Below are 16,668 nucleotides of genomic sequence, written 5' to 3'. Positions count from 1 at the left end.
CTGACCCTGCCGGTGCCGGTCGGTGGCCTATCACTCTCGGCTGCCCGGCGGTTGCTGGGCCAGCCATTGCATGGGCGTCAGGCCCAGTTCGGTCCGGAACGCCGCGCGCAGGGCGTGGGCATCGGCGAAGCCGCAGCGACTGGCGATACTCTCCAGGCCGCGCGCGCCCGCCGCGAGTTGCGCCTGGGCCTGGGCGACCCGCATCCGTCTGAGCCAATCCTTGAGACCGCCCCCGGTTCTTTCGCGAAGATGACGCGACAGGTTGCGCCGACTCATGCCGACGTGCGCGGCCAGTTCGTCCAGCGAGGGCGAGTACCGCGGATCGGCGCGCAAGGCCTCGAGTGCCTCGCTGAGACGGCGCGCGCCGGACGACCCCAGTGTCGGTTGCTTGAGCAGTTGCGCCTGGGTACCGGCGCGTTGCGGCGCGGCGACCAGATGGCGGGCCACGCGATTGGCCTCGCCAGTCCCCATCAGCCGGCCCAGCAGGTGCAGGCAGCAGTCGAGGCCCGCCGCGAGACCGGCGGAGGTCAACACCGCCCCTTCGTCGACGAACAGGGCGTCGGCTTCCACCTGGATGTCGGGATGGCGCCGGGCGAAGGCCTCGGTGTGGCGCCAATGGGTGGTGGCGCGCCGCCCCTGCAGCAAGCCGGCCGCCGCCAGGCCGAAGGCGCCCAGGCAGAGGCCGACCACCAGGGCGCCGCGGGCGGCGGCTTCGCTCAGGACCTCGAGCAGGTCCGCGCTGACCGGCTCGTCCGCATCCCGCCAGCCGGGCAGGATGACCACGTCGGCCTCGTGCGCCCGCGCCAGCGGCCAGTGGGTCGTCAGGGCGAGACCGCCGATGCCGCCCAACTGGCCCGGATTCGCGCAGACCGACAGCTGATGGCCCGCCTCGAGAAAGGGTTCGCCAAAGACCGCCAGGGGCGTCGAGAGCAGAAAGGGACTGATGCCGGGATAGGCGAGGATGGCGATGTGCATTGCCCGATTTCTACCTTGATTGTCGCGTTGCGCCCTGCTGGCAGGCCTCGACCGGATGGCACCATGGCGCTCATCCAGACCAGTCCGCGCCTGGCACCAAAGGAGTCCAGCATGAGCCGTGCCCTAGTGATCGTCGATATCCAGAACGACTATTTTCCCGGCGGCGCCCTGCCGCTGTGGGAGGCGGAGGCCGTCGAGCGGCGGATCGTCGCGGCCATCGCCAAGGCCCGGCAGGCGGGCGATGCCGTGGTCTTGATCCAGCACCTGTCCCCGGCCACGAGTGGCCTGTTCGCCCTGGACAGTCCGGGCAGCGCCTTGCGCCCGGCCATCCTCGCCGCCGCGCCGGATGCGCCGGTGGTGACCAAGGAGGTCGCCGATGCCTTTCAGGGCACGACCCTGGCGAGCCGGCTGGACGGCGTCGACGAACTGCTCATCGGCGGCATGATGACGCAGAACTGCATCGCCTTCACCACCCTGGCCGCCCTCGCGGCGGGGCGGGCCGTCACCGTTGTCGGCGATCTCTGCACCGCGCCGCTGGAGGTGGTGCATCGCATCGCGCTGAACGCCCTGGCCTCCAAGACCGCGGTCCGCAACGCGGCAGAACTCTGGTGATCGCCGCGTCCGTTGGTGCCTGGTCTCAATGCCCGGTGCTGGCGGAAAACAGCTGGATCACCACCACCCCGGTGACGATCAGGCCCATGCCGAGCATGGCCGGCAGGTCCAGCTTCTGGCCATAGAGGTAGGCGGCGGCGATGCTCACCAGCACGATGCCCAGGCCGGCCCAGATGGCATAGGCGATGCCCACCGGGATGCTGCGCACCACCAGGGTCAGCATCCAGAAGGCGAGGGCATAGCCGGCGATCACCAGGAACAGCGGCAGCGGCTTGTTCAGGCCGTCGATGGCCTTCATGGAGGTGGTGGCGACGACTTCGGCGGCGATGGCGATGGCCAGGTAGATGTATCCAGTCATGGTGAGTCCTCCTGTCGAATGCGCCCATTGTGCCCGAGCGTTCGATAGGTGAAAGTTAATACCTATCTTTCAGGAAGATGGGTAATGCAGTGGAATCTTGAGCAGCTGGAGATCTTCGTCGGGGTGGCCGAAGGCGCGAGCTTCTCGGCCATGGGCCGGCGCCTGGGGCGTGCGCAGTCAGCGATCAGCTCGGCCATTGCCCTGTTGGAGACCGACCTGGGCGTGGCCTTGTTCGAGCGCAGCAATGGCCGTACCCCGGTCATTACCGCGGCCGGGCGCGCCCTGCTGGAGGAGGCGCGCGAGGTGCTGCGCCAGTGCCAACGTCTGGATAGCCGCGCCCAGGCCCTCTGCGCCGGGCAGGAGCCGCTGCTGCGCCTGGCGCTGGACGAGGCCATGCCCTATCAGCCGGTACTGGATGCCCTGGACGCCTTGGCCGCCGCCTTTCCTCATCTGGAAGTCCAACTCACCAGCAGCGCCCAGGGTGACGTGGCGCGCAAGCTGCTGACCAACCAGGCCGACCTTGGCCTGCTGTTCCGCCATGAGCGCATGCCCCAGGCCCTGGAACGCCAGGCGTTGGGCGACGTCGCCCAGGTCACCGCCTGCAGTGCCAGCCATCCCCTGGCGGGGCAGCGGGGGGTAGGGCGGCGTGAACTGGCCCGCCATCGGCAATTGCTCATCGCGCCGCTGGAGAATGCCTATCCCGGCGGCGAGCAGATCGCGCCCCAAGTCTGGCGTGCCGACAGCTTCTACCTCCTGGCCGAACTGCTGATGCGCGGCCTGGGCTGGGGCTGGCTGCCCCGGCATGTGGCACGCTATCCCTCCTACCAGGGCCTGCTGGCCGAACTGGAGTGCGACTGGGTGCCGCCGGCGCTGGTAGTGGAGCTGGCCTGGCGCCGCAGCGCCGCACCCGGTCCGGCGGCGCGTTGGCTGGCGCAGCGGTTGGCGGAGGAGTTGCGGGCGATCGGGTGAGGCCGACCTGTCGGGCTTCGCTACGCTCGCTGCCCACAGCGACATTCTGGCCAGATCCGTGGGGCAGCTTGGCCAGCGCCAGGGCGTGACCGCTGCGATACTCAGTTCATCCCTCTGACCTGCGATGATCGCCATGACCAGAATTCCCGCCCTCGGCCAGCGCTACGTCTTCGTCGTCCTGGCATTGATCTTTTTCGCCCTGCTGGTCTCGGCCGGGGTGAGGTCCACGCCCGGCGTGCTGCTCCTGCCGCTGCAGGAGACCTTTGGCTGGAGCCGCGAGAGCGTGTCCTTCGCTGCCGCCGTGGGCATCTTCCTCTACGGCCTGGTCGGGCCCTTCGCCGCCGCCCTGATGCAGACCCTGGGTATCCGTCGCACCCTGCTCGGCGGCCTCGCCCTGATCAGCCTGGCCACCGCCCTGAGCACCCTGATGCGCGAACCCTGGCATCTGGTAGCCACCTGGGGCGTGCTCAGCGGCCTGGGCACCGGTTGCGTGGCCATGGTGCTGGGCGCCGCCATCGTCAACCGCTGGTTCGTCGCCCGCCGCGGGCTGATGATGGGCCTGCTGGCGGCCAGCACGGCCACTGGCAACCTGGTATTCCTGCCGCTGCTGGCCCATCTCGCCAGTCACGAGGGCTGGCAGACCGTGGTGCTGACCGTGGCCGTGGCCAGCGCCGCCCTGATCCCGCTGGTGGCCTGGCTGCTGCCGGAGCGACCGGCGGACGTCGGCCTGCGGCCCCATGGCGCCCCGGCGGACTACCAGGCGCCGGCCGCCACCGCGCCGGGCAATCTGTTTCGCGTGACCCTCGGCACCCTGGCCGTGGCCAGCCGCCGGCGCGATTTCTGGCTGTTGTTCCTCACCTTCTTCGTCTGTGGCTTCACCACCAATGGCCTGATCGGCACCCACTTCATCGCCATGGGCCACGACCATGGCCTGTCCCAGGTCCAGGCCGCCGGCATCCTCGCGCTGATGGGCATCTTCGATCTGGTGGGTACCACCGCCTCCGGCTGGCTGACCGACCGTTACGATCCGCGCCGCCTGCTGTTCGTCTACTACAGCCTGCGCGGCCTTTCGCTGATCTACCTGCCGTTCTCCGGCTTCGCCCCCGAGCAGCTACTGCTGTTCGGCATCTTCTACGGCCTGGACTGGATCGCCACGGTGCCGCCCACGGTCAAGCTGACCAACCAGAGCTTCGGCGAGAAGACCGCCCCGGTGGTGTTCGGCTGGGTGTTCTGCGGCCACATGCTCGGTGCCGCCTGTGCGGCCTTCCTCGCCGGCGCCCTGCGCGAACACTTCGGCTCCTACCAGGAAGCCCTGGTACTGGCCGGGCTGACCGGCATCCTGGCGGCGCTGATGGCCTTGGGGATCGGGCGCCGGCCAGCCCAGGTGGTGGGCGTCGCTCAGTCGGCCTGAATGATGGCCTGGCACTGCTCGCCCAGGCCGGTGATGCCCAGGCGCATGGTCTGTCCGGGTTTGAGGAAGACCGGCTGCGGCTTGATGCCCATGCCGACGCCAGGCGGTGTACCGGTGGAGATGACGTCGCCCGGTTGCAGGCTCATGCAGCGGCTGAGGTAGGCGATCAGCTGCGGGATCTTGAAGATCAGGGTGCGGGTGTTGCCGTCCTGGTAGCGCTGGCCGTCCACCTCCAGCCAGAGGTCCAGGGCGTGCGGGTCGGGCACTTCGTCGCGGGTCACCAGCCAGGGGCCGAGGGGGCCGAAGGTGTCGAAGCCCTTGCCCTTGTCCCAGGTGCCGCCGCGTTCGAGTTGCCATTCGCGCTCGGAGACGTCGTTGACCACGCAGTAACCCGCCACATGCTCCAGGGCGTTCGCCTCGTCGATATAGCGACCGCCCTTGCCGATGACGACGCCCAGCTCGACCTCCCAGTCGGTCTTCTGCGAGCCACGGGGGATCTCCACCGCATCGTTGGGGCCGCAGATGGCGCTGGTCCACTTGTTGAAGATGATCGGCTCCGTGGGGATGGCCATGCCGGCTTCGGCAGCGTGGTCGGCATAGTTGAGGCCGATGCAGATGAACTTGCCGACGTTACCGACGCAGGGGCCGAGGCGCGGCTCGCCCCCGACGCGCGGCAGGCTGGCCGGATCGAGGCGGGCGAGGCTGGCCAGGGTATCGGCGCCCAAGGTGGAGCCGGTGATGTCGGGGACGTGGTCGGACAGATCGCGCAGGATGCCCTGCTCATCCAGCAGACCGGGTTTTTCCTGGCCCTTTTCGCCATAGCGCAACAGTTTCATCGGGTTCTCCTGTCGGGATAAAAACTAGAGGCTCATGCCACCATCGATAACCTGTATGGCGCCCGTCGTATAGAGGGATGCATCGCTGGCCAGGTAGAGGGCGAGCCGGGCGATTTCCTCGGCCTGGCCGAAGCGCCCCAGGGGCTGGCGGGCGATGAAGCGCTCCCGAACTACCTCCAGCGGCAGATTTTCGGCCCGGGCTGCAGCGGCGATACGCTGTTGCAGCGACGGTGAGTCGACCGTGCCGGGGCAGATGGCGTTGCAGCGGATGCCCTGGCGGACGTGATCGATGGCGACGGCCTTGGTCAGGCCGATCACCGCGGCCTTGCTGGCGGTGTAGGCCAGCCGGTCCGGGACGGCTTTCACGCTGGAGGCCACGGACGCCATGTTGATGATGGCACCGCCGCCGCGTTCGATCATCGCCGGCAGGAAGGCCCGGATGAGGCGGTACATGGCGGTGACGTTGATATCGAACGAACGCTGCCAGGCGCTCTCGTCGCAGTCCAGGATGGTGCCGCTATGGACGTAGCCGGCGCAGTTGAAGAGGACGTCGATGCCGCCCAGCGAAGCCGCCAACTCATCGATGGCCGCCGCCGAGGTGACGTCCAGTTCGCGTGGCTCGACGCCGGGCAGATCGTGCAGGGCAGCCAGGCGGATATCCGTGGCGATGACCTCGGCACCGGCCTCGGCGAAGAGGCGCGCGCTGGCCAGGCCGATGCCCTGGCCAGCAGCGGTGATCAGCGCTCGCTTGCCGTCGAGTCTCATGCGGCCTCCGGCGCCAGGGTCGGTTGGCGAACCTGGCGGGACGACGCCTGCAGCATCGAGCGCGGAATCGCCAGGATCAGCAGGCCGCTGACGAACAGGCAAGCACCGAGCACATAGGTGCCGTTGTTGATGTCGCCGGTGAGGGTTTCCATGGTCGCGGTGATCATGGAACCGGTGAAGCCGGAGAGGTTGCCGATGGCGTTGATCATGCCGATGCCCGCCGCGGCGGCGACGCCGGAGAGCAGGGTGCCGGGCAGCGACCAGAAGATCGGCATCAGCGCCAGCAGGCCCGAGGCGGCCACGGTGAGGAAGAAGATCGACAGCACGATGTTGTGGATGAACCAGGCGCTCAGCACCAGGCCCAGGGCGCCGACGAAGGCCGGCACCGCCGCATGCAGCCGCTGCTCGCCGGTCCGCGCCGAGTGACGGGCGTTGAGCAGCATGACCACCAGGGCGACGCTGTAGGGAATGGCGGTGAGCAGGCCGATCTGCAGGCTGCCGCTGACGCCGGCGTTCTTGATGATCGAGGGCATCCAGAAGGCCAGGCCATAGAAGCCGGTGTTGAAGGTCAACAGGATGAACACCAGCAGCCAGACCCGCGGATTGAGGAACACCTCACTGAGCCGCGAAGCCTTGCCGGTGTTGTGCTGATCCAGATTGCGCTTGAGCAGGGCCTTTTCCCTGGCGTCCAGCCAGGGCGCCTTGTCGATGTTGTCGCTCAGGCAGCAGAACACCACCACCGCCATGATGATCGAGGGCACGCCTTCCACCAGCAGCATCCACTGCCAGCCGGCCAGGCCGTGCCAGTTGTGCAGGCTGCTCATCAGCCAGCCGGAGAGCACGCCACCGAAGCTCAGGCTGAAGGGCAGGGCGATGAGAAAGCCCGACATCACCCGGCTCTGCCGGCGGGTCGGGAACCAGTAGTTGAGATAGAGGATCACCCCGGGAAAGAAGCCCGCCTCGCAGACGCCCAGCAGGAAGCGCAGCACATAGAAGAGGGTGCTCGACTGCAGGCCGAAGAGCTGCGCCAGCGGCTGGGTGAAGGCCACCGCCATGGAGATGATCGCCCAGGTCAGCATGATGCGGGCGATCCAGAAGCGCGCGCCGTAGCGGTGCAGCAACAGGTTGCTGGGGACTTCGAAGAGGAAGTAGCCCCAGAAGAACATGCTGGCGCCGAGGGCGTAGACGGTGTTGCTGAAGCCGAGGTCGCCCAGCATGTCCAGCTTGGCGAAGCCGACGTTGACCCTGTCCAGGTAGGCGGCGATGTAGCACAGCAGCAGGATCGGCAGGATGCGCAGCACCACCTTGCGATAGGTGCGTTCTTCGAAGGCGTCGCCAGCGGCGCCCTGGGGAGCGGTGGTTTCGAACATGGGAATGACCTTCGGGGCCTTGGGGGCCCGTTGTTGTTATTGAAGAGGTCGAAGGCGGCCGGGGATGCAGGTGGCCGTCTGAAGCGCCAGGCCACTCTAGGAGGACGAGCGATTCTTTCCCAATGGCATTTGCGGATCATTCGATAACGGAGTGTTATCGAACTGTCTAGTTCGAGGCTTCGTCGCGTCCGGCATGGGCGAGCAGGATGGCGGCGAATTCCCGCGCGGCCTCGCCGAGGGGTTCGTCCTTGCGGGTGAGGATGCCGTAGTCCTGGGCCGGGAGGTGCAGGGGCAGCTCCAGGATGCTCAGGGCGCCGCTGGCCAGATAGGGCTCCACCATGGCCTCGGGCAGCATGCCGATCATGGGGCCGGCGTGCAGCACCTGGAGAAAGGTCTGCATGGAGATGGTGTCGATGGTGTTGCTCGGCACCGGCAGGCCGGCGGCGGCGAAGGCCTGCTCCATGCGGCCGCGGATCGGGGTGCCCCGGGGATAGAGGATCCAGGGCCAGGCCAGCACCTGGTCGAGCGCTACCGGGCCGCTGCCCGCCAGCGGATGGTGCTCGTTGACCACGAAGCGGAAGGGCTCGGGTGCCAGCGGGCGGAAGTCGAAGCGCTGGGCCTGGGCGTCGTCGGTGAAACGCGCCACCGCCAGGTGCAGCAGCTTGTCATCGAGCATCTCCATCAGGTGATCGCTGGTCTGCTCCACTACCTCGATGGCCAGCAGCGGCCAGCGCTGCTTGATCGCGACGATGGCCTGCGGCAGGGCCACGGCGGTGGCGGCGAAGATGCCGCCGACCTTGAGCTGCCCGTGGCCACCGCGCCTCAGGCTGTCGATCTGCTCGGCGAAGTCGCGGGCCTCGTTGAGCGCCACCCGGGCATAGCGCAGCACGTGTTCGCCCAGCGCCGTGGGCGGCATGGCGCGCGGCAGGCGCTCGAACAGCGCAAAGCCCAGCAGGTGCTCGATCTCCTTGAGCATCTTGCTGATGGCCGGCTGGCTGAGACTCATCTGCTGCGCGGCCAGGTGCATGTTGCGGGTGCGCCCCAGAGTGTCGATCAGCAGCAGGTGGCGGAACTTGAGCCAGTGGCAGATCTGGCTGAACGATGGCTCGGACATGAATGCCTTCCTGCGTGATAAACAGCGGTTATCGAATGATGAGATAAGCCCATTTGAGTTTATCAGTCCGGCTGCCTAGCGTGGACCCATCCCTCCCGGAGTCCTGTCCATGTCCTCTCGTCTCACACCCGCCAACACCCTTCCCACCGACGGCTTGGCCGGCACCCTGGTAGGTCGCGCCTGGGTGCCGGGCCCCCTGGCCGGTCCTTCGCCCGTGGTGCTGCGCGAGGATGGCGTCTTCGATTTGTCCCAGCGTTTCGCCACCCTCAGCGCCCTGTTCGAGGAAGAGGCACCGCTGCAGGCCCTGCGCGACACCCCCGGGCGTTACCTTGGTAGTCTGGACGAGCTGCTGGCCAACAGTGGCGAGCGGGCCGATCCCGCCCGCCTGCACCTGCTGCCGCCGGCTGATCTGCAGGTGATCAAGGCGGCCGGGGTCACCTTCGCCACCAGCATGCTGGAGCGGGTGATCGAGGAGCAGGCCGGTGGTGACGCCGGACGCGCCGCGGCCATTCGCGAGCAGGTGCAGGCGGTGATCGGCATGGATCTGCAGGGCCTGGAGCCGGGCAGTCCGCGCGCCCAGGCGCTCAAGGCGCTGCTGATCGAGAAGGGCATGTGGTCGCAATACCTGGAGGTGGGCATCGGGCCGGACGCCGAGATCTTCACCAAGGCGCCGGTGCTGGCCGCGGTCGGCAGCGGCAGCGCCATTGGCATCCATCCCGCCTCCCAGTGGAACAATCCCGAACCCGAGGTGGTACTGGTGGCGGACAGCCGCGGCCGTATCCACGGCGCCACCCTGGGCAATGACGTCAACCTGCGCGACATCGAGGGCCGCAGTGCCCTGCTGCTGAGCAAGGCCAAGGACAACAACGCCTCCTGCGCCCTGGGGCCCTTCATCCGCCTGTTCGACGAGACCTTCGATCTCGATCGGGTCCGCCAGTGCGTGGTGACCCTGGAGGTGCGGGGCGAGGACGGCTTTCACCTCAACGGCAGTAGCTCCATGGCGCAGATCAGCCGCGACCCCACGGACCTGGTGGCCCAGACCCTCGATGCCAATCACCAGTATCCCGACGGCTTCCTGCTGTTCCTCGGTACCCTGTTCGCCCCGACCCAGGACCGCGACGCGCCGGGCGGCGGCTTCACTCACAAGGTGGGCGACGTGGTGAGCATCGCCAGTCCGCTGCTGGGGACCCTGCACAACCGGGTGACCACCAGTGACCAGGCCCCGGCCTGGCGCTTCGGCCTCGGTGCCCTGATGCACAACCTCGCCGCCCGCGGCCTGTTGGGCCGCTAACCGCTCTTCACCCATAACAACTAGAGATAGCCATGACTTCCGCCAAACGCCCGCTGCGCAGCCAGCTCTGGTTCGATGACCCTGCCCACGCCGACATGACCGCGCTCTATGTCGAGCGCTACATGAACTACGGCCTGACCCGCGACGAACTCCAGTCCGGTCGGCCCATCATCGGCATCGCCCAGACCGGCAGCGACCTCACCCCCTGCAACCGCCATCACCTGGAACTGGCCCAGCGGGTCAAGGCCGGTATCCGCGACGCCGGCGGCATCCCCATGGAATTCCCGGTGCACCCCATCGCCGAGCAGAGTCGCCGGCCCACCGCGGCCCTGGATCGCAACCTGGCCTACCTAGGCCTGGTGGAGATCCTGCATGGCTTTCCGCTGGATGGCGTGGTGCTCACCACCGGCTGCGACAAGACCACCCCGGCCTGCCTGATGGCCGCGGCCACCACCGACCTGCCGGCCATCGTGCTCTCCGGCGGACCCATGCTCGACGGTCATTTCAAGGGCGAGCTGATCGGCTCCGGCACCGTGCTCTGGCACGCGCGCAACCTGCTGGCGACCGGTGAGATCGATTACGAGGGCTTCATGGCCCTGACCACCGCCGCTTCGCCCTCGGTGGGTCACTGCAACACCATGGGCACGGCCCTGTCGATGAACGCCCTGGCCGAGACCCTGGGCATGTCGCTGCCCGGCTGCGCCAGCATTCCCGCGCCTTACCGGGAGCGCGGCCAGATGGCCTATGCCACCGGCAAGCGCATCTGCCAGCTGGTGCTGGACGACGTCCGCCCCTCGCAGATCATGACCCGAGAGGCCTTCGAGAACGCCATCGTGGTGGCCTCGGCCCTGGGCGCCTCCAGCAACTGCCCGCCGCACCTGATCGCCATCGCCCGGCACATGGGCATCGAATTGTCGCTGGACGACTGGCAGCGCCTGGGCGAGGACATCCCGCTGTTGGCCAACTGCATGCCGGCCGGCAAGTACCTGGGCGAGGGCTTCCACCGCGCCGGCGGGGTGCCGGCGGTCCTTCACGAACTGCTCAAGGCGGGGCGCCTGCATGGTGACTGCCTGACCGTCTCCGGGCGCACCATAGGCGCCATCGCCGAGGGCGCCGCCAGTTCCGATCCCGCCGTGATCCAGCCCTACGAAGCGCCGCTCAAGCACCGCGCCGGCTTCATCGTGCTCAGCGGCAACTTCTTCGATAGCGCCATCATGAAGATGTCGGTGGTGGGCGAGGCCTTTCGCCAGACCTACCTGGCCGAACCGGGCAAGGAAAACAGCTTCGAGGCGCGGGCCATCGTCTTCGAGGGCCCGGAGGACTATCACGCACGCATCGACGATCCGGCCCTGGACATCGACGAGCGCTGCATCCTGGTGATCCGTGGCGCCGGTCCGGTGGGCTATCCGGGTAGCGCCGAGGTGGTCAACATGGCCCCGCCAGCGGCCTTGATCAAGCAGGGTATCGATTCCCTGCCATGCCTGGGCGACGGCCGCCAGAGCGGCACCTCGGCCAGCCCCTCGATCCTCAATATGTCACCCGAGGCGGCAGTGGGGGGCGGCCTGGCACTGCTCAAGACCAACGACCGGCTGCGCGTGGACCTCAACGGCCGCCGCGTCGATGTGCTGCTCGACGCGGCCGAGCTGGAGCGCCGCCGCGCCGAATGGACGCCCAACCTGCCGCCGGCCCAGACCCCCTGGCAGGAACTCTACCGGCAACTGGTGGGCCAGCTCTCCACCGGCGGCTGCCTGGAGCCGGCGACCCTGCACCTCAAGGTGATCGCCCGTGAGGGTGGGGTGCCGCGGCATTCGCATTAGGTCGAACAGGCTCGCACTGGCGGCCCTGCTTCATTAAGCTCTGCCGCCATGAACCGTACCCTCTATAGCCTGATCTTCACCCTGGCCTTGCCCTTCATCCTCCTGCGCCTGCTCTGGCGCGGCCGCAAGGCTCCCGCCTATAGACACCGCATCGGCGAGCGCCTGGCGCTGGGCTTGCCAGAAGTGCCGCCCGGCGGCATCTGGGTGCATGCGGTGTCGGTGGGGGAGAGCATCGCCGCCGCGCCGGTGATCCGCGCCCTGCGCCAGCGCCATCCCGGGCTGCCGATCACCGTGACCTGCATGACGCCCACGGGCTCGGAGCGCATCCGTGCCCTGTTCGGGAGCGACGTCCATCATTGCTATCTGCCCTACGACCTGCCCTGGCTGGCCGGGCGCTTCCTCGATCGCTTGCGGCCAAGCCTGGGGGTGGTGATGGAAACCGAGCTCTGGCCCAACCTCATCCACCAGGCGGCGCGGCGCGGCATTCCAATCGCCCTGGCCAATGGCCGGCTTTCCGAGCGTTCGGCGCGTGGCTATGGAAAGCTGGGCGGGGTGACCGGACCGATGCTGGCGGAGCTGGCCTGGCTGGCAGTGCAGACGCCGGTGGAAGCCGAGCGCTTTCGTGCCCTGGGCGCCTGCGCCGAGCGGGTTTCGGTGACCGGTTCCATCAAGTTCGATCTGCGCATCGACCCCGAGCTGCCGGCCCGCGCGGCTGCGCTGCGCCAGGACTGGGGCAGCCGCCCGGTGTGGATCGCCGCCAGCACCCATGCCGGCGAAGATGGCATTCTGCTCCAAGCCCACCGTCAACTGCTGTCCACCCGGCCCGATGCCCTGCTGATCCTGGTGCCGCGTCATCCCGAGCGCTTTCCCGAGGTGTTGGCCGAGGTGCGCCGCGAAGGCTTCCGCGTGATCCAGCGCTCGACGGGGGAGGCGGTGCAGCCGCAGACCCAGGTACTGTTGGGCGACACCATGGGCGAGTTGCTGTTTCTCTATGCCCTGGCCGACGTGGCCTTCGTCGGGGGTAGCCTGATCGAGCGCGGTGGTCACAATCCGCTGGAGCCGGCGGCCCTGGGCCTGCCGGTGCTCAGCGGCCCGCATGTGTTCAACTTCCTCGACATCGTCGCCCAGTTGCGCGAGGCCGGCGCTCTGGAAACCGTGGCAGAGGCCCCGGCCATCGCCGCCGCCGTGGCCCGGCTCTGGGCCGAGCCGCCGGAGGCCGAGCGACGGCGGCAGGCCGGCCTTGCGGTACTGTCCGCCAATCAGGGCGCGCTGGAGCGCCTGCTCTCCGGACTGGACGGACTGCTCACGCCCTGAGTCGAGCGCGCCGGCAGCACGTCGGCGCGGGTCTTGGCCAGGTCTGGCGGCAGGAAGTCGCGATCCGGGTCGTAGTGGGGATCGAGATAGCCGGACAGCGCCAGCAGGTCGTTGGGCGCCAGGGTGCCGGCCGCCTGCTTGAGCCTCAGGGTATCCAGGATGTAGTTGTAGCGGGCGTCGTTGTATTGGCGCACGGCGTTGTACAGCAGCCGCTGGGCGTCGAGCACGTCGACGATGGTGCGGCTGCCCACCTGGTAGGCGATCTCGGTGGCGCGCAGGGCGCGCTGGCTGGAGGCGATGGACAGCCGACGGGCACGCACCTGCTCGATGTCGGTGTTGATCGCGCGGTGGGCGTTACGGGTGTTCTGCACCACCTGGCGGCGCAGGCTCTCCTGGCGCTGCTCGCTCTGGTCCAGTTGCTGATAGGCCTGGCGCGCCTGGGAGCTGGTGGCGCCGCCGCTGTACAGCGGTAGCTCGACCTGGATACCGATGCTACGGCTGTTGACCGGGCTGCCGAACAGCGAGAGCTGCTCGGCGTTGGGCAGATTCACCGCGTCGTTGTCGCTGTGGCTGTAGCGCGCCACCGCATCCACCGTCGGCAGGTGCCCGGCGCGGCGCTGGCGCAAGGTCTCCTGGGCGGCGTTGACGCCCTGGCCGGCGGCCAGCAGCTGCAGGTTCTGGCGCATGGCGGTGTCCACCCACAGGCGGGCATCGTTGGGTTGCGGCGGCAGAATCGGCAGGTCGTGGCGAATACCGGCGATGCTGCCGTAGTCACGATCGGTCAGCCGGGTCAGGGCCTGGAAGGCATCGGCCACCTGCTGCTCGCTCTGCGAACGGTTGGCCTGGGCATTGTCGAAGCTGGCCTGGGCCTGGAGCACGTCGGTGTCGTCGGTCAGGCCGACCTTGTAGCGCTCGCGGGACTGGTCCAGCTGGCGGTACAGCGCCTTTTCCTCAGCACGGGCGGTGGCCAGGGCGTCCTGGGCGCGCAGGGCGCTGAAATAGCCCTCGGCGGTCTGCAGGATGAGTTGCTGCTGGGCGGCGGAGAATTGCAGCTCGGCCTGCTCGGTGGCGGCCTGGGCGGCCTTGAGCTGGAACCAGCGGTCGGCGCGGAACAGCGGCTGGCTGAGGGTGGCCTGGATCAACTGGCTGCTGCGGTCGCTGCTGTAGCGGCCACCCTGGACACCCAGGGCCGGATTGTCCTTCAGCTCCAGGCTGGTGTGGGTGTCGTTGAACTGGGCGCCAAGGCCGAGTTGCGGCAGCAGGCCGGCCCGCGCCTGGGGCACCGCCTCGCGCTGGGCACCGAGCCCGGCGCGCTCGGCGGCCAGGTCGGCGTTGTTGTCCAGCGCCTCGCGATAGACGTCGAGCAGGCCACTGCCGGCCACCTGGGCCTGGGCCAGACCGGCCGTGGTGCAGAGCGCCGCGAGCAGCAGGAATCTTCGCATTTTTGGAGCCTTCCTTGAGGGACCGCGCCAGTGTAGTGGCTTCGTCCGAATCCGCCATAGGAGAGGAAATAGCGGTCGAAGTTTCTGCCAGTCTGGGTTTACACTGGGCGCGTTCTTGTCGGGGTGCGCTACGAGGCGCTGAGATCGGGTAGTCCCGGATCCCGTTGAACCTGATCAGGCTAGGCGCGCCGCATGGCGGTGCGTCAACCTGCGTAGGGAACAAGAGGGCGTCCGCAGTCTCATTCCGTGGTCGCCATCCGTCCGGGCTTGCCTCTTCTTGCGTGCCCACCCCTTCGTCCAGGTTCTTCCCTCGGCAACGCGCCCACCAGGAGAGCCTCGATGAACAAGCAGAACAACGTCACCGACTTCACCCGCGTCGACCGCCAGTCCACCCAGCCGCTGCCCAATTCGCGCAAGGTCTACCTGACCGGCTCGCGACCCGACATCCGCGTGCCGGTGCGGGAAATCGCCTTGGCCGATACCCCCACCGCCTTCGGTGGCGAGCGGAACGCCCCGGTGTGCGTCTACGACACCTCCGGTCCCTACACCGATCCGGCGGTGCGCATCGACCTGCGCAAGGGCCTACCGGACGTACGCTCGCGCTGGATCGAAGAGCGTGGTGATACCGAGCTGCTGGCCGGGCTGACCTCCGAATTCGGCCAGGCACGCCTCGCCGATCCAAGCCTCGCCGCCCTGAGATTCGACCTGGCGCGCCAGCCGCGCCGGGCCAAGGCCGGGCGCAACGTCTCCCAGATGCACTATGCCCGCCAGGGCTTCGTCACTCCGGAGATGGAATACATCGCCATCCGCGAGAACATGAAGCTCCAGGAGGCCCGCGCCGCCGGCCTACTCGGCAACCAGCACCGCGGCCAGAGTTTCGGCGCCAGCATTCCCCAGGAAATCACGCCGGAGTTCGTTCGCGACGAAGTGGCTCGCGGCCGTGCCATCATCCCCGCCAACATCAACCACCTGGAGCTGGAGCCGATGATCATCGGCCGCAACTTCCTGGTGAAGATCAACGGCAACATCGGCAACAGCGCCCTGGGTTCCTCCATCGAGGAAGAGGTGGAGAAGCTGACCTGGGGCATCCGCTGGGGCGCCGACACCGTGATGGACCTGTCCACCGGCAAGCACATCCACGAGACCCGCGAGTGGATCATCCGCAACTCGCCGGTACCCATCGGTACCGTGCCCATCTACCAGGCCCTGGAAAAGGTCGGCGGCGTTGCCGAGGAACTGACCTGGGAGCTGTTCCGCGACACCCTCATCGAGCAGGCGGAGCAGGGCGTGGACTACTTCACCATCCACGCCGGGGTGCGTCTGCACTACGTGCCCCTGACCGCCAAGCGCGTCACCGGCATCGTCTCCCGCGGCGGCTCCATCATGGCCAAGTGGTGCCTGGCGCATCACAAGGAAAACTTCCTCTACACCCACTTCGAAGACATCTGCGAGATCATGCAGGCCTACGACGTGAGCTTCTCCCTGGGTGACGGCCTGCGCCCGGGCTCCATCGCCGACGCCAACGACGCCGCCCAGTTCGGCGAACTGGAAACCCTCGGCGAGCTGACCAAGATCGCCTGGAAGCACGACGTCCAGACCATGATCGAAGGCCCGGGCCACGTGCCCATGCAGCTCATCAAGGAGAACATGGACAAGCAGCTGGAGTGCTGTGACGAGGCGCCGTTCTACACCCTCGGCCCGCTGACCACCGACATCGCCCCCGGCTACGACCACATCACCAGCGGCATCGGCGCCGCCATGATCGGCTGGTTCGGCTGCGCCATGCTCTGCTACGTGACGCCCAAGGAGCACCTGGGCCTGCCCAACAAGGACGACGTCAAGACCGGCATCATCACTTACAAGATCGCCGCCCATGCCGCCGACCTGGCCAAGGGGCATCCCGGCGCCCAGATCCGCGACAATGCCCTGTCCAAGGCGCGCTTCGAATTCCGCTGGGAAGACCAGTTCAACCTGGGCCTAGACCCGGACACCGCACGTGCCTTCCACGACGAGACCCTGCCCAAGGACTCGGCCAAGGTGGCGCACTTCTGCTCCATGTGCGGGCCCAAGTTCTGCTCCATGAAGATCACCCAGGAAGTCCGCGACTACGCCAAGGAAAACGGCCTGACCGACGAACAGAAGGCCATCGAGGCCGGCTTCCAGGAACAGGCCGCGCGCTTCAAGGACGAAGGTGGGGTGATCTACAAGCAGGTCTGACGCCGCGGTTGTCGGGGCAGGCAGGCCCAGCCGCGTCCCGCGTTTTCAGGTACTGACAGGCTTCAAGGATGAAGCCGCTGCCGTTTCCTCGGTAGGGCTGGGCGCAGCCTGACAGGACTCCCCTCAAGCCCGAGGTAGCGGGCTTGGGAGGGCCGTCTCGCGCCGACCTCTATTTCC

At 67.9% G+C, this 16,668-nt stretch carries 14 protein-coding genes and 1 riboswitch; of the genes, 7 read left to right on the top strand and 7 right to left on the bottom strand.

What is annotated here, in order from left to right; translation table 11 throughout:
• Window positions 1-30: 30 nt before the first annotated feature.
• The gene (locus AR540_RS15515) at window positions 31-975 is read right to left on the bottom strand and encodes a GlxA family transcriptional regulator (protein ID WP_059230111.1); all 945 of its coding nucleotides are present in this window, start codon (window positions 973-975) and stop codon (window positions 31-33) included.
• 111 nt (window positions 976-1,086) lie between these two features.
• Between AR540_RS15515 and AR540_RS15510 the strand changes: the two genes are divergently transcribed.
• Window positions 1,087-1,587 carry a cysteine hydrolase family protein gene (locus tag AR540_RS15510; protein WP_059230324.1) on the top strand — a complete coding sequence of 167 codons (501 nt, stop codon included), beginning with the start codon at window positions 1,087-1,089 and terminating at the stop codon, window positions 1,585-1,587.
• 25 nt (window positions 1,588-1,612) lie between these two features.
• Here the strand turns inward: AR540_RS15510 and AR540_RS15505 are convergent, their stop codons facing one another.
• A complete protein-coding gene (locus tag AR540_RS15505) occupies window positions 1,613-1,945 on the bottom strand; it encodes a DMT family transporter (RefSeq protein WP_059230110.1) in 333 nt (110 codons plus the stop codon).
• Between the two features lie 84 nt (window positions 1,946-2,029).
• Here AR540_RS15505 and AR540_RS15500 point away from each other — a divergent pair, with 84 nt between their 5' ends.
• Both AR540_RS15500 and AR540_RS15495 read left to right on the top strand, forming a co-directional pair.
• A complete protein-coding gene (locus AR540_RS15500; protein ID WP_059230109.1) occupies window positions 2,030-2,914 on the top strand; it encodes a LysR family transcriptional regulator in 885 nt (294 codons plus the stop codon).
• Between the two features lie 133 nt (window positions 2,915-3,047).
• A complete protein-coding gene (locus AR540_RS15495) occupies window positions 3,048-4,325 on the top strand; it encodes an MFS transporter (protein ID WP_236712078.1) in 1,278 nt (425 codons plus the stop codon).
• Here AR540_RS15495 and AR540_RS15490 read toward each other — a convergent pair.
• The 4 genes from AR540_RS15490 to AR540_RS15475 form a co-directional block, all read right to left on the bottom strand.
• Window positions 4,313-5,161: an ureidoglycolate lyase gene (locus tag AR540_RS15490; RefSeq protein ID WP_059230108.1), complete on the bottom strand. Its 849-nt coding sequence runs from the start codon at window positions 5,159-5,161 to the stop codon at window positions 4,313-4,315. The two genes, AR540_RS15495 and AR540_RS15490, sit on opposite strands and share 13 nt — an antisense overlap.
• A 24-nt stretch (window positions 5,162-5,185) precedes the next feature.
• Window positions 5,186-5,926, bottom strand: coding sequence for an SDR family oxidoreductase (locus AR540_RS15485; RefSeq protein ID WP_059230107.1), 741 nt, complete (start codon window positions 5,924-5,926; stop codon window positions 5,186-5,188).
• The gene (locus tag AR540_RS15480; RefSeq protein WP_059230106.1) at window positions 5,923-7,296 is read right to left on the bottom strand and encodes an MFS transporter; all 1,374 of its coding nucleotides are present in this window, start codon (window positions 7,294-7,296) and stop codon (window positions 5,923-5,925) included. The genes AR540_RS15485 and AR540_RS15480 overlap by 4 nt, the downstream gene beginning before the upstream one ends.
• 166 nt (window positions 7,297-7,462) lie before the next feature.
• Complete coding sequence (locus AR540_RS15475; protein WP_059230105.1) at window positions 7,463-8,410, bottom strand: LysR family transcriptional regulator; 948 nt, start codon at window positions 8,408-8,410, stop codon at window positions 7,463-7,465.
• 109 nt (window positions 8,411-8,519) lie between these two features.
• Here AR540_RS15475 and AR540_RS15470 point away from each other — a divergent pair, with 109 nt between their 5' ends.
• Genes AR540_RS15470 through waaA form a run of 3 tightly spaced genes read left to right on the top strand, consistent with a single transcriptional unit; the run spans window position 8,520 to window position 12,832 of the window.
• Window positions 8,520-9,701: a fumarylacetoacetate hydrolase family protein gene (locus AR540_RS15470; protein WP_059230104.1), complete on the top strand. Its 1,182-nt coding sequence runs from the start codon at window positions 8,520-8,522 to the stop codon at window positions 9,699-9,701.
• Window positions 9,702-9,733: 32 nt separating this feature from the next.
• The gene (locus tag AR540_RS15465; RefSeq protein WP_059230103.1) at window positions 9,734-11,518 is read left to right on the top strand and encodes an IlvD/Edd family dehydratase; all 1,785 of its coding nucleotides are present in this window, start codon (window positions 9,734-9,736) and stop codon (window positions 11,516-11,518) included.
• 48 nt (window positions 11,519-11,566) lie between these two features.
• A complete protein-coding gene (waaA, locus tag AR540_RS15460; protein ID WP_059230102.1) occupies window positions 11,567-12,832 on the top strand; it encodes a lipid IV(A) 3-deoxy-D-manno-octulosonic acid transferase in 1,266 nt (421 codons plus the stop codon).
• Here the strand turns inward: waaA and AR540_RS15455 are convergent.
• Complete coding sequence (locus AR540_RS15455) at window positions 12,778-14,274, bottom strand: TolC family outer membrane protein (RefSeq protein ID WP_059230101.1); 1,497 nt, start codon at window positions 14,272-14,274, stop codon at window positions 12,778-12,780. The two genes, waaA and AR540_RS15455, sit on opposite strands and share 55 nt — an antisense overlap.
• 109 nt (window positions 14,275-14,383) lie before the next feature.
• Window positions 14,384-14,510, top strand: a riboswitch (TPP riboswitch).
• Window positions 14,511-14,613: 103 nt separating this feature from the next.
• On the opposite strand from AR540_RS15455, the gene thiC reads away from it, so the two are divergent.
• Complete coding sequence (gene thiC / locus AR540_RS15450) at window positions 14,614-16,491, top strand: phosphomethylpyrimidine synthase ThiC (protein ID WP_059230100.1); 1,878 nt, start codon at window positions 14,614-14,616, stop codon at window positions 16,489-16,491.
• Window positions 16,492-16,668: the final 177 nt, after the last annotated feature.

This window comes from Pseudomonas sp. EpS/L25 (genome assembly GCF_001512295.1).
Classification (GTDB): Bacteria; Pseudomonadota; Gammaproteobacteria; order Pseudomonadales; family Pseudomonadaceae; genus Chryseomonas.
The sequence above is the reverse complement of the archived record's forward strand: the minus strand, read 5'-3'. Positions and strand labels throughout refer to the sequence as shown.